Source organism: Rhodovulum sp. FJ3, assembly GCF_032918305.1.
GTDB lineage: Bacteria > Pseudomonadota > Alphaproteobacteria > Rhodobacterales > Rhodobacteraceae > SAT37.
In genome coordinates this window covers 155,300-168,433 of sequence record NZ_JAWJUU010000003.1, presented here as the reverse complement: position 1 = coordinate 168,433, position 13,134 = coordinate 155,300, and the positions used below count along the sequence as shown (strand labels likewise).

13 protein-coding genes and 1 tRNA gene are annotated in these 13,134 nt (G+C 60.6%); 6 read left to right on the top strand and 8 right to left on the bottom strand.

Annotated elements, in window-relative coordinates; translation table 11 throughout:
- Positions 1–65 precede the first annotated feature (65 nt).
- Both R1W00_RS09855 and R1W00_RS09850 read left to right on the top strand, forming a co-directional pair.
- Positions 66–1,040 (top strand): hypothetical protein, encoded by a 975-nt coding sequence (locus R1W00_RS09855; RefSeq protein WP_317262569.1) that lies wholly within the window; start codon positions 66–68, stop codon positions 1,038–1,040.
- Positions 1,041–1,238: 198 nt separating this feature from the next.
- Positions 1,239–2,081 carry a polyhydroxybutyrate depolymerase gene (locus R1W00_RS09850; RefSeq protein WP_317262568.1) on the top strand — a complete coding sequence of 281 codons (843 nt, stop codon included), beginning with the start codon at positions 1,239–1,241 and terminating at the stop codon, positions 2,079–2,081.
- A 21-nt stretch (positions 2,082–2,102) separates the two neighbouring features.
- Here R1W00_RS09850 and R1W00_RS09845 read toward each other — a convergent pair whose 3' ends face one another.
- From R1W00_RS09845 to R1W00_RS09815, 7 genes are all read right to left on the bottom strand, one after another.
- Complete coding sequence (locus R1W00_RS09845; RefSeq protein WP_317262567.1) at positions 2,103–2,789, bottom strand: D-lyxose/D-mannose family sugar isomerase; 687 nt, start codon at positions 2,787–2,789, stop codon at positions 2,103–2,105.
- A gap of 144 nt (positions 2,790–2,933) precedes the next feature.
- On the bottom strand, positions 2,934–5,168 hold the full coding sequence (locus R1W00_RS09840; RefSeq protein WP_317262566.1) for a DEAD/DEAH box helicase: 2,235 nt from the start codon (positions 5,166–5,168) through the stop codon (positions 2,934–2,936).
- A gap of 180 nt (positions 5,169–5,348) precedes the next feature.
- Complete coding sequence (locus R1W00_RS09835; protein ID WP_317262565.1) at positions 5,349–5,954, bottom strand: DNA-3-methyladenine glycosylase I; 606 nt, start codon at positions 5,952–5,954, stop codon at positions 5,349–5,351.
- A complete protein-coding gene (locus R1W00_RS09830; protein WP_317262564.1) occupies positions 5,951–6,247 on the bottom strand; it encodes a hypothetical protein in 297 nt (98 codons plus the stop codon). The genes R1W00_RS09835 and R1W00_RS09830 overlap by 4 nt, the downstream gene beginning before the upstream one ends.
- Positions 6,248–6,255: 8 nt before the next feature.
- On the bottom strand, positions 6,256–6,828 hold the full coding sequence (locus tag R1W00_RS09825; protein ID WP_317262563.1) for a TetR/AcrR family transcriptional regulator: 573 nt from the start codon (positions 6,826–6,828) through the stop codon (positions 6,256–6,258).
- Positions 6,829–7,018: 190 nt separating this feature from the next.
- Positions 7,019–8,116, bottom strand: coding sequence for a tRNA-dihydrouridine synthase (locus tag R1W00_RS09820; RefSeq protein WP_317262562.1), 1,098 nt, complete (start codon positions 8,114–8,116; stop codon positions 7,019–7,021).
- Positions 8,117–8,741: 625 nt separating this feature from the next.
- Positions 8,742–8,815, bottom strand: a tRNA-Cys gene (locus tag R1W00_RS09815).
- Positions 8,816–9,069: 254 nt separating this feature from the next.
- Here R1W00_RS09815 and R1W00_RS09810 point away from each other — a divergent pair.
- The 3 genes from R1W00_RS09810 (at position 9,070) to R1W00_RS09800 (ending at position 11,913) form a co-directional block, all read left to right on the top strand.
- Entirely contained in the window at positions 9,070–9,723 is a 654-nt protein-coding gene (locus R1W00_RS09810; RefSeq protein WP_317262561.1) for a protein-L-isoaspartate O-methyltransferase, read from the top strand.
- Between the two features lie 109 nt (positions 9,724–9,832).
- Positions 9,833–11,164 (top strand): TolC family outer membrane protein, encoded by a 1,332-nt coding sequence (locus R1W00_RS09805; protein WP_317262560.1) that lies wholly within the window; start codon positions 9,833–9,835, stop codon positions 11,162–11,164.
- Between the two features lie 74 nt (positions 11,165–11,238).
- Positions 11,239–11,913 (top strand): hypothetical protein, encoded by a 675-nt coding sequence (locus R1W00_RS09800; RefSeq protein WP_317262559.1) that lies wholly within the window; start codon positions 11,239–11,241, stop codon positions 11,911–11,913.
- A gap of 75 nt (positions 11,914–11,988) precedes the next feature.
- On the opposite strand, the gene R1W00_RS09795 is transcribed toward R1W00_RS09800, so the two are convergent.
- On the bottom strand, positions 11,989–12,309 hold the full coding sequence (locus R1W00_RS09795; RefSeq protein WP_317262558.1) for a DUF6280 family protein: 321 nt from the start codon (positions 12,307–12,309) through the stop codon (positions 11,989–11,991).
- Positions 12,310–12,518: 209 nt separating this feature from the next.
- Here R1W00_RS09795 and efp point away from each other — a divergent pair, with 209 nt between their 5' ends.
- On the top strand, positions 12,519–13,082 hold the full coding sequence (gene efp / locus R1W00_RS09790; RefSeq protein WP_317262557.1) for an elongation factor P: 564 nt from the start codon (positions 12,519–12,521) through the stop codon (positions 13,080–13,082).
- The last annotated feature ends 52 nt before the right edge of the window (positions 13,083–13,134 follow it).

Genomic DNA, 13,134 nt, shown 5'->3' with positions numbered 1-13,134 from the left:
GTAAAGATAGGTCTGGTCAGATCGCTTTTACCGCCTTGTTCGAGGTGACCGGGAGGCATTTTCACATGAGTGATCCCGAATGGTTTCTCAAGCTCACTGGCTTTGACGAGGCTGGGTACGCAGAGACCCAGCGGCGCCTCAAGCTTCAGGGGAGTGTGCTCTATTCCTCTGAAGGAAAGCGGATCGGGCATGTCGGGCAATTTCGGATGGTGCCGCTCTTTAACCTGCGCAAACGCTTGGGCGACCTGTCGACCGGACAGATCGATTTCGGGGATATCGCCGGAGAGAGCGGGGCGTTGCATAGGGACCACGACAACGCAGGGTCCACCATGCAGGTCGCATCCCAGTTCAATTGCCTTGAGATGCTGGGGCCGGACATCACACCGGAACATGGCGTGACGCAGTACGCCTATGACCGCACGCAGGGACCGGTATGCGCGATTGCCGCCGGCGCCGGCACCATCTGGCGGAACTACCTGATCCCAATGGGGCAGCGGACCGGCCAGACGCGCAAACACCAGCTCGACGGCGCAGCCTGTCTCGGGGCCCTCATCAGCGGGGCAATGAAATACCCGGGATCGGCGCCTTGGAGGATGAAGAATGGCTACCTCCTTCCCTCCGAGAAAGAACTCCGCCTGATCAAAGACCTCCTTGAGGGGATGTCTGAGGAAGGCTTGGACAAGCTTAGGGGCGAACTATCCGTTGGCATGCAGGTCGGTGTCGAAATCGACTGCCCGACGCAACACAGGCTGACACAGGTCTTTTGCTCGGCTGTGCCCGTGTCCTATTCCGGTCTGGATCCGGATCTGTGGGAACCCTTGGCGCGTCTGGTCCTTGAGGCAAGCTATGAGGCCACGCTGATCGCCGCCGCTATGAACGCCCGCCACACCGCAAACCCAAACTGCTTTCTGACGATGCTCGGCGGAGGGGCTTTTGGGAACCGGACGATTTGGATCGAACAAGCGATCGAGCGCGCGTTGGAGATATGTGGTCGCTTGGATCTCAGGGTCCGTCTGGTGCATTACGCCGGTGGAATTTAACCCGCCGGAGTGACGAACCGGTCGGCCGCCGCATGTCGCGCGCTTTGTTTTCAATAGGTTGCTGACTGGGCGGTGGCATTTTCGTGTGCGGCGATGCGGTTGCAGGACTAGCAAAGAGTTTACTAGGCGTAAGTTGCGCGGTGTTGGGGGTGATGTAGGCTTTGCCACATCAACTCAGGGTAAACCAAGGCAACACATATGTTCAAAACGGCCCACGCTCTTGCCACAGCGCTTGTTCTCACTGCTTGGGCCGGAACGGCGCAGGCGCAATCCTGTGGGGACGCGGAAAATCCCTGTGTGGTTGAAACCGGCACTTACCACCTGATCCTGCCCGAGGGCGAGCCGCGCGGCGCAGTGATGCTGTTGCATGGCGGCGGTGGGCGCGGGCAGGGATTGTTGCGCACCAATCTGGCGCGCCGGTCGGTCGAGCGTGGTTTTGTCTTCATCGCCCCGAACGGCATTCACCCCGGCAACCGGTTTCCCAACAACTGGTCGGTGCGGGCCAAGAACACCACGTTTCAAACGGATGACACGGTGTTTTTGAACGATGTTCTGAATGATGTCGCGGCCAAGACCGGCGCGGACCGGTCCAAGATGCTGTTGGCGGGTTTTTCGCGCGGCGGGTCTATGGTTTGGGATGTGGCGTGCCACGCGCCGGACATGGCGCGGGCCTATGCGCCCTCGGCGGGGGCGTTCTGGGACGACCTGCCCGAGAGCTGTGTCGCGCCGGTCGATCTGTTCCACACCCATGGCTGGAATGATCGGACGGTCCCGCTTGAGGGGCGTCCCCTGCGTGAAGGGACCGTGCATCAGGGTGATGTCTGGGCCAGCCTGAAAATCCTGCGCGAGACCAACGGATGCACCTCGCGTCAGCCGACCCGCTCAGTCGTTGAGGGTGAGCGGTGGTTCAAACACTGGGAAGATTGCGATGCGGGCCGGATTGACCTGATGATGCATCCGGGCGGCCATGGCTCACCCAGCGATTGGGCACCGCGCATCCTTGATTGGTTCGAGGCGCGATTGGATGAGGACGGACAGTAAACGCTTTGCCTTGGTGGCGGATCAGCCAAGCCAACGCCGATAGTCGCTGACCAACAGGTGCGTCGGTGCCTCATCCTCGTCGATCTCGGCAAAGCGGCCGATGGGTTCGCGAAAAATGTTATCGGTTTCGTCGTCGTTGACGGTCGACACCTCGCCCACCAAGACGTCGCCACCTTCGCCCCAGAACGCGTGCCAGTCGCCAGGCATCAGGGTGATGCTTTCCCCCGGGGCGAGGCCGATTTTTTCGCCCGGGCTATAGTCTCGGCGGATGCCGTCGCACATGATGCTGCCGCCGCGATCTTCGGCGAACCGACCCTGATCATCCGATCCGAACAGTTCAATGAGCAAGGTCGCGCCGCCGCGGTTGATGATGTCCTCGGCCTTGATGACGTGGGTGTGCATCGGTGACAGCTGATCCTGTTTCGAGATCAACAGCTTTTCGGCATAACACATGCCACCACCGCGCTGGAGATCGCCCAGAACCCCGTTGCGCAGGGTGAACAGAAACAGGCCCATCTCGTCATAGCGTCCCGCGCCGTAATCGGTGATGTCCCAGCCACAGCGCGCGTCGATCACATGGCGTGCAGCACCCGCGCGGGCCTTGAATTCCTCGGGCGTCCAATAGGCAAAGGGCGGCAGGGTAAAGCCATAGTGGCGGATCATCTCATCGGCTTCGGCCATGATCTGATTGATGCGCGAACGTTTCATGTGCGGCCTCCCTTGTGTTGCGCGCAGACTAGCACAGCCTGTCCGTAGGTGAAATCAGGTGGATGCCGTCGATGCGGTTTGCGGGCGCGGAAGGAAGTTCCGTCGCCCGCAGTGCAAGATTTTTAGATGTATATAACCCGTGGCTTAGCCGCGGCGGGGCGGTTCACCGCCGCCAAACCCTTTGCGCGGTTTGGTCGGTTTGCCCTTGGGGTTAAAGCGTTTGGAGGTGTCCGACGCCTTGGGACCGGCGGGTTTTTTGTCGCGCGGAGGTTTGGGCGCATCGGATTTCGGGCCCGACTTGGGGCCGAACTTGCCTCGCGGTTTGTCGTCAAACTTACCAGCAGGTTTGCCGCGCGGTTTGTCGTCGAACTTACCTGTGGGTTTGCCGCGCGGTTTATCGTCAAACTTGCCTGCGGGTTTGCCGCGTGGTTTGTCGCCGAATTTGCCCGCCGGTTTGCCACGGGGTTTGTCATCGAACTTGCCCGCCGGTTTGTTGCGGGGTTTGTCATCCGACCCGCCGAACGATTTCGCCTTGTAGGGCGGTTTGCCTTTGGAGGCCGGTTTGCCGCCCTTGTCACCGCGATAGGACGTGACCGATCCATCCGCGACGGCCTCGGCCATCTTGTCGCGCGGTTTGGATTTATAGGGCTTGGGGCCGTCGGGTTTCGGGCCACGCGGGCGCGCGCCGGTATAGCCGTCGTGATCGCGCGGTTTGCCACGATAGCCGCCTTCGCGACGATCGCCGTCGCGACGGTCAAAGTCGCGGCGCGGCGGGCCGCTTGGTTTGCGGGTCAGGGCGCTGATGTCCTCAGACGGGTCCAGTTGGCGGACGGTAACCCCATCCTCAAGCGCCATATCCGCGCCAATCGTGCCCATGAACCCGTCCAGAGCGGTTTCCGCAATCTGCACAAAGCTCTCTTTGTCCTGCACGCGGATCGCGCCGATGTCGTCCTTGTTCAGGTTGCCCGCACGACACAGCAGCGGCAAGAGCCAGCGCGGCTCGGCCCGATCATTGCGGCCGACCGACAGGGCGACCCAGACGCTGGGGCCAAAGGGTTTGCGCTCTTCCCGCTCGGGGCGGGCGTTGGGCGGCGACAGGTCTTCGGGCGCGGACAGGCGCGCGCGGTGCAGCGCCATGAACGCCGTGGCCAGCTTTTCAGGGCCGTGCATCTCCAGAAGGCGCGCGGCGAATGCGGCCTGATCCTCGGTCGGTTCGGTGTCCCAGACGGGATCGTTCAACAGACGCTCTTCGTCCATGCGCAGGATTTCGTCGGCGGACGGGGCGGCGGTCCATTCGGCCTTGATCTTGGCGAATTTCAACAGGCGCTCCGCCTTTTTGGTTGAGCGCGGCGGCACGATCAGGGCGGACACGCCTTTGCGCCCCGCGCGACCGGTACGGCCCGAACGGTGCAACAGGGTTTCCGAGTTCGACGGCAATTCCGCATGCACAACCAGTTCCAGTTTCGGCAGGTCGATCCCGCGCGCGGCCACATCGGTCGCCACACAGACCCGCGCGCGCCCGTCGCGCATCGCCTGTAGCGCGTGCGAACGTTCGTTCTGGCTGAGCTCGCCCGACAGGGTCACAACGGAAAACCCACGGTTGGTCAAACGCGCACTGAGACGCGCGACCATGGCACGGGTATTGGCAAAGATGATGGCGTTTTCGGCGTCATGGAACCGCAGAACGTTGATGATCGCGTTCTCGGCGTCCTGCTGGGCCACTTGCAGCGCCTGATAGGTGATGTCGGCGTGCTGTTTGCTGTCGTTCAGGGTGGTGACGCGTACGGCGTCGCGTTGGAACTGTTCGGCCAGCTTGGCAATCATCGGCGGCACGGTGGCCGAAAACAGCAGGGTGCGGCGGCCCTCGGGGGCTTTGGCCAGCATGAATTCCAGATCTTCGCGGAACCCGAGGTCCAGCATCTCGTCCGCTTCGTCCAGAACGATGGCGCGGATGTCGCTAAGGTCCAGCGCGCCGCGTTGGATGTGATCGACCAGACGGCCCGGCGTGCCCACAACGATATGCGCGCCACGTTCCAGCGAACGGCGTTCATCCCGCGCGTCCATCCCGCCGATACAGGTCGCAACCCGCGCGCCCGCCTCTTTGTACAGCCAGCTCAGTTCGCGCATCACCTGAAACGCCAATTCGCGCGTCGGGGCCACGATCAGGGCCAGAGGCGAGCCCGCACGGCCCAGCGTTTCCGCATCGCCCAGCAACGTCGGCGCAATCGCAAGGCCAAAGCCCACCGTTTTCCCCGATCCGGTTTGCGCAGACACCAACAGATCGGCCTCTTGCAGGTCGGGGTTGGTGACGGCCTCTTGGACGGCGGTCAATTTGTCATAGCCGCGCTCGGTCAGCGCGTTGGCGAGGGCCTGGATCATATGTGCGTTCTGTCTGGACTGTATTGGGCGCCTGTGGCGCGTTGGGCATCGCCTAATGGCGCGGCAAGCCACGGCTCATAAACGCTTGTGCGGCGTCTGTATAGGGTTATCTGCGATTTTCAGGCCGGAAATGGGGGGAACGGCCCTTGATTTACAGGGCCGCTCTGTCAATTCGGGGGGCTAGACCGGCTTGGCAAAGGTCTTGCGCGCCGCGTCCACATCCGCGCGGATGACGCATCCGGTGCTGTGATCGTTCAAGAGGCCCATCGCCTGCATGAAGGCGAACACGGTTGTCGGTCCAAGGAATTTCCACCCGCGTTTCTTCAGCTCTTTGGACAGGGCGATGGCCATGTCGCTGGTCGTGCGGGTTTGGGGTGTCTTGGTGGGATCGAACGCCTCTTCATAGCGCCAAAAGAACGCGGCTAGCGATCCCTCGGTCGCGACCATTTCAACCGCGTGGGCAGCGTTATTGATGACCGAGGTGATCTTGCCCTTGTGACGCACGATGCCCGCGTCGTTCAACAGCCGCTCGACATCCGCGTCCCCATAGGTCGCGACCTTGTGGAAATCGAACCCGTCAAAGGCCGCGCGAAACGCCTCGCGCTTGTTCAGGATCGTGCGCCAGCTAAGGCCGCTCTGGAAACTCTCCAGACACAGCTTTTCAAACAGGCGGATATCATCGGCCACGGGAAAGCCCCATTCGCGGTCGTGATAGGGCAGGAATTCGGGCGCGCCTGCGCACCATTTGCAGCGTTCTTTGCCGTCGGGGCCGGGCAGGGTGCTCATGCCGCCGCGCCTTTCAAAAAGTCCAGACGCGCGTCGGTGCGGGCCGGTGCGACCTCTTGGATATCGGCGGTGACGATGCCCTCAACCACGAAGGGGTCTTCGGCGATCCGCGCTTCAATCGTCGCGCGGTCCACATCGGTCGTGACAATTGCACCGCCGCCTTGGGGTTTCAACCCGCCGACAAGGGCGAATACGCCGTCCTCAAACCCTTTGGCGATCCACGCGTTATGGGCGGCCATGAACTCGGGGGCTTTGGATTTCTGCTCGGTCAGGGACAGGGTGACGATATACATGGGGGTCCTTACGATTGGGTTTGGGTGGCGATTGCGTCAAGCCATGCCAGCATCTGCTCGACCTCGGATTCCAGAAACTGTTCGTCGGGATAGGCGTTGGCCAATGTCGCCACGCCCTGACTGCGGGCCAGAATATGCATGGCCAGCGCATCTGCGTCCTCGGTGCGGCCCATGTCCTCAAATCGGCGGCGCAGCCAGACGCGAAACAGATCAAACAGCGCCCGCGCACCGTCCCCGCCAGGATGGTTCAACTTGGCCAGTTCGGAAAACAGCGTACCAACCGGACAGCCATAGGCGCGGATTTTTTTGTTGTTCATCAACAGGATGCGGATAAAGCTAGCGATACAGGCGCGGGGGGACTGACCCGCCTGCACCCAGCCGTCCAACATCGCATCCCGATCCGCGATCCGCTTTTCGATCACGGCGTCAAGGATCTGATCCTTGGTCTTGAAATGATAATAAAAGTTACCGCGCGAAATCCCGACGACACCGGCGACATCGGCAAAGGACGTCGCCTCAAACCCGCGTTCATAGAACAGCTGGTCAGCGGCGGAAACAATACGGTCGCGGGTGGCGGACATGGAAGACTCAGGCGTTGATCACTTTTTAGGACAATAATCCTAAATGAGCTTGTAGGTCAAGTGTCCTAAATGGGTCGCAAGCCGATGCGCCGCGTCACGAGGTGTTCGGATTTTGGGGAAGGAACTCGCCCCATCTCAAAGCACGATCAGCCTTGATAGGGGCGAGAGGGGGAGGGAACCCGTGGGTCGGTTACGCCGATTTGGCGTAACCACCGTTATAATCTTCGCTTTTGCGGCGGATCTTGGAATGCTCAACCACGCGGTCGCGCGCAACGCCGCGGAAGTCCTCAATCGAGGCATGGCCCTTGTGCTGCATATACTCCAGCAGATCGTCCTTGAGTTCCTGGATCAATTTAACGCCAACGCCGCCGCTGCCTTTTTCTTCCATCGCGGCGGTACAGACCTGCAGGTTGCCCGCGCCATGGACGATAAAGTTGAACGCCTCGCGAAAGCCCTTGATCCCGCCGATGCCCGAAATCGATTTGTCAGGGAAGGCGCGGGAAATATCGTTCACCCGTTGCAGGGCCTGATGTAGAATGGCCAAGCCGCCCAGCCCGCCGGACGACACCAGGCCGTCCACCTCAACCTCGAACTTCATGGTTTCGGGGTCCATCAGGGGCAGGGACGGGAAGGTGTTGCACAGAGAAATCGACGCAGCCCCCGCCGCATAGGCCGCCGCCGCCCCGTCCAGCAGGGACGAGTTCGCAGGGGTCAGTTTTACCCAGATCGGCACGTCCACCACACTGGTCACCGCGTTCAGGATGGCGGTGATGATTTCCTCATCATTGGCGACGTTCGCGCCCATGTCCTTGCGGTCCATGTGCGGGCAGGACAGGTTCAGTTCGATCGCGTCACAGCCGACATTGACCACCGCCTTGGCCAGCTTTTGCCAGTTCTCCATTTCCTCTTGGCTGCCCGCGCCCGCCATGATCGAGGCAATGACCATACGGTCAGGATAGGTCGTTTTGATCTCTTCCAGATCCGGCAGCCACAGGTCCAGCGGCTGATCCGAGATCAGTTCCCAGTTCCACGACGAATGCGACACCGTATCGGGCCGTTTCATCCGCGAGACATAGGGTTTGCTCTCGCTTGTGCGTTGATAGATCGTCTTGGGGCCGGCCACGTTTTCCACCGGATGCAGGCCGATGGTTTTGGTGACGACACCGCCCCAACCCGCATCAAAAGCCCTTAGAATCTTTGCCTTGCTTTCCGTCGGAGGAGCGGATGCGAGAACGAACGGGTTTACAAATTCCAGCCCCGTAAAATGTGTGGTCAGCTCGTTAGCCATGGCGCATTTCCCTGTGGTTACACCCTCAGCATGAAAATTTTTGACCAAAAGGTCCAGTTTTTTCTTGGAGCAAAGACGATCCTCCATGTGGCGAGGCCGTTTTTCAGCGGGTGCGATTAAAAAATGTGCGTTTTCTCGCGTGTAGCGACCTTACCGCCGTGACTGGTGGAGCCGCGACAGGGCGTCAGGAGGCCTCTTTCTTAGCTGCGATATGGGTCAGAAGGCCAACCACGATGCCCGCAGCAAACACTACAAGGCCTTGATCAATCGCGTCACCCGTTGTGCCGGACCCAATGTACCGCCGGGTCGCTGCTGCATAGGCTGCGGGGTCGGAAAAGGCAGTTGCCACGAACAAGCCCACACCAACCCGCATTGCGCCTATGAGTAAAAGCGCCCAAGCGAGCACCCTGCCAAGCCGAACGAAAATCATTGTAACACTCCTCCTAGATATCGGCATCCCATGGGCCTTGCGCCGTGAACGACGAGTATATGTCTCTTCAGACAAAGGTGCCAGGTGATCACGCGGAAACGACCGATGCGGCGAAGAGGCAAAGGCAGAGTCGTAGACATCTGTCTGGTCTTTCAAAAACACTCTCGGCACGCGCATAGAAGTCATTGGAAACAGTGGAGGCGAGTACCGGAATCGAACCGGTGTACACGGATTTGCAATCCGCTGCGTCACCACTCCGCCAACTCGCCTCTTGTGGTGTGGGGCGGTGCCCCGGCGGAACGTGCGGCGGAGACCGTCGCGGCGTTCGGCGCTCTTATTGCCGGTTTTGAAATGCTTGTCCAGCCCAGTTTGTCACATGAATTTGCCCATTTTGTGCATTGGGCCTGTGCGATGTTGGGAACATTGATGCGATCAATACGACCAAAGGGTCGTCTCGTGTTGCCGGGCTGGGAAAACTGTGGCAAAACAGCAGGAACTTCAACTAGACCGAAGAGTTTAGTCCATGACTGATTTTTCCACGCGCCGCCGCGTCATGGTGGATTCCCAGGTTCGTCCGTCGGACGTGACCAAATTCCCGATCATCGAAGCGATGCTGAGCGTTCCGCGCGAAGTGTACGTGCCCAAAGCACAGGCCGAGGCCGCCTATGTGTCGGAATGTGTTGATCTGGGTGGGGGGCGTGTCCTGCTGGAGCCGCGCACCTTCTCCAAGATGCTGGACGCGCTGAACCTGCAAAACGGTGAGCTTGTGCTCGATCTGGGGTGTGGCCTTGGGTATTCGTCGGCAGTGATTGCGCGCATGGTTGATGCGGTTGTCGCGGTCGAAGAAGACGCCGCGATGGCAGCCGACGCGCAGGCGAACCTGTCGGGCAACGACGTGGACAATGCCGCCGTGATTGAGGGGGCGCTGGCCGCTGGTGCGGCGAAACACGGCCCCTATGACGCCATCATCATTGAGGGCGGGGTTGAGGAAATTCCCGCCGCAATCACCGATCAGCTGCGCGATGGCGGTCGGATTGTGGCGATCTTTATGGAAGGGTCTTTGGGCATCTGTCGCCTGGGTGTGAAATCGGGGGATGAGGTCGCGTGGCGTTTTGCCTTTAACGCGACGGCTCCGGTTTTGCCGGGCTTTTCACGTCAGGTTGCCTTTGCACTTTAAGCAGTGACCGAATGAACGGTCACGCTGTCTGGTAGCCCCTTGAAGGGCACAAATAATAGAGCAGGATCAGATTGCGATGGGCGTGCGGGCGAAATTACTAGGGGCGGCAATGTCCGCCATGATGGCCGTTGGGTCGGCCGGTGCATCTTGGGCGGAAACGCTGACAGATGCGCTTATCTTGGCATATCGCAACAGCGATTTGTTGGAACAGAACCGCGCGCTGTTGCGCGCCGCGGACGAAGACGTGGCGCAGGCCGTGGCGTCCTTGCGTCCGGTTTTGGCCTTCATCGCGGATGCCGGATATACGGACAACGGGATCACCGCCGCGGACTTTAGCGCCAGTGTGGCGTTGCAGGCCAGCCTCGACCTCTATGACGGTGGGGCCAACCGCATCGCCATCGATTCCGCCAAGGAAAGCGTCCTATCCACCCGCGCCAGCCTGATCTCGGTTGAGCAACAGGTGCTCTTGTCTGCGGTTGAGGCCTATATGGCCGTGCGCAGCGCGAATGAGACCGTCGCCCTTGGCCAGAGCAACGTGCGTCTGATCACTGAACAACTGCGCGCCGCCAAAGACCGGTTTGAGGTGGGCGATGTCACCCGTACCGACGTGTCGCTGGCGGAATCGCGTCTGGCCACGGCCCAGAGCAACCTTGTCGCGGGGCAGGGGGCACTGGCCGCCGCGCGTGAGGCGTACAAGCTGGTGATTGGGGACTACCCCGGCACCCTCAGCGGCATCGCACGTCTGCCCGATCTGCCCGACAGTTTGGATGAGGCCCGCGCGCTGGCCGTGCGCACCCATCCCGATATCGACGCGCAACAGCGCAGCGTAAAGGTGTCCGAGTTCACCCTGCTGCGTGCCCGTGCGGCCCGTGGCCCGTCCTTGTCGGCCACGGCGCGCCTGAGCGCGTCGGACGGTGGCGTGAACGCCAATTCGGTGGGGTTGACGTTGAACCAGACCCTCTATTCCGGTGGGGCCCTGAAATCGGTTGAACGTCAGGCGCTTGCCGCGCTGGAGGCGTCCCAATCCGGTCTGCACCGCAGTGTCCGTCTGGTTGAACAAGAGGTCGGCAACAGCTGGGCCGATCTGGCCGTCTCCACCGCCCAAATTCTGGCCAGCGATCAGCGTATTCGCGCCGCGCAGCTGGCATTCGATGGCACCAAGGAAGAGGCGCGTTTAGGCGCGCGGACCACGCTGGACGTGCTGGACGCGGAACAGGAACTACTCGACGCGCGTACCGACCGCATTCAGGCCGAGAACGACCGCATCGTCGCGATCTACGCCGTTCTGGCGTCGATGGGCCTGTTGACGGTTGAGCATCTGAACCTTGGCATCCCGACCTATGATCCCGCCGACTATTATAATTCGGTGAAAAACGCGCCGATTTCGTCGCCACAGGGCGATAAATTGGACCGCGTGCTCAAGGCGATCGGTCAGAACTGATCCCGATTTTATCAGAGTGTTGAGGGGCGCGGGCATTCGCGCTACTATATTTAGAGTGTGACAAGAGGGTGCTTATGCCGGATCCGGTTAAGAATGCTGAAATTGAGGACGTGCTGTCGTCGATCCGCCGTTTGGTCGCGGATGATGCGCCCGCCCCGATGGAGCCGCCCGTTACTCCCAAGGCCGAGGGCGCGGATAAGCTTGTCCTGACGCCCGCCCTGCGCATCCAGCCCCAAGAGAGCAAGGTCGAAGAGCCCGCTGAGGCCGAGGCCGCGCCGACAGATGACTGGGAAGAGGTCACGCTTGAGGATCGTATCGCCGAGCTTGAGGCGGCTGTGGCCTCATCCGATGAGGAATATGAGCCTGATGGGTCCGAGCTTGAGGCGGGTACGCCAGCGATGGACCTGTCCGCGTTCGAGGATGACACGTTCGAGTTGAGCCCCGAGCATGCGGTTGCGCCCGAGCCTGATGCAGAAGCCGCCGCGGAACCCGAGGCCGCAGAGGTGGTCGAGGATACCGCTCAAGAGGCCGAGGAAGAGCCCGCCGAAGCCACGTCCGAGACGACCGAGGACAATGTCTTTGAGGACGATCTGTCCGAGGTGTTCGACGAAGAGATGCTGCGCGATCTGGTGAGCGAGTTCGTCCGCAAGGAATTGCAGGGCGAGTTGGGTGAGCGGATCACGCGCAATGTGCGCAAGCTGGTGCGTCGTGAAATCAACCGCGCCTTGGCCGCGCGCGATTTCGACTGATCCAACAACCCGCTGACGAGACACAAAAAAACGCGCCCAGAAGGGCGCGTTTTTTTACTCGTACGCGGAAACGGATCAGGCGGCTTCGGCCTGTTCCTGAACTTGACGGCGTTCGCTTTCTTCACGCGACAGCGCAACCGAGGTGCGAACACCTTTGCCCACAAAGTCCATCAGACCCGACACAACCCGTTCATTGGGGTCGATGCCGGCACAGCTGAGGACCTCGCGTCCATCACGCGACCGCGCCCAACGCGCGATCTGCTCAGGACCGTTTCCGTATTTTTTGTCGTCCGCAATGGCATCATCCAATGCGGCAAGCACCACTGCAGCGAACAATTTTCGAGCGCGATTGCCCTGTTCGTGATTAAAAGCAGTGCCATCAACGAAATCTACCATCTCGTCGTCCTTTTATTCTTGTTCTTGCATTTCCGGCGTGTTGGCGAATATGGCGGTTTTGTAACGATTCGGTATTCCATTTTTGGAATGGCACCTATGCATCCTGTGCATGGCTCTGATCGTACCCCTGCCTGCGCCGCCTTGTCATAAGGCTGTGGGACAGATATAGGGTCGCCAATCCATACTTCAACCGCGTGACAAGGTGTGAAATGCCCAAGATCAACGGAAACGAGATCCGTCCAGGCAACGTTCTGGAACACAATGGTGGTCTGTGGGCCGCTGTGAAAGTTGACCACGTAAAACCCGGTAAGGGCGGCGCATTCGCGCAGGTCGAACTGAAGAACCTGCGCAACGGTTCGAAACTGAACGAGCGTTTCCGCAGCGCCGACAAGGTCGAGCGCGTCCGTCTGGAACAAAAGGACCAGACGTTCCTCTATGAGAGCGACGGCATGCTGGTGTTCATGGACACCGAAACCTATGAGCAGATCGAACTGCCCGCCGACATCCTTGGTGAACGTCGCCCGTTCCTGCAGGACGGTATGACGGTTGTGATCGAATATTATGAGGCCGAGGCGCTGAACGCGACCCTGCCGCAGAAAGTGACCTGCAAGATCGCCGAGACCGAGCCGGTGGTCAAAGGCCAGACTGCTGCCAACAGCTTTAAGCCTGCGATCCTTGAAAACGGCGTCAAAGTCATGGTGCCCCCGTTTGTGGGTCAGGACGAGGACATCGTCGTCAACACTGAGACCATGGAATACGCCGAGCGCGCCTAAGCGCCAGCAACCCTGATCAGAGCGCGGCCTTCGGGTCGCGCTTTTGTTTTGG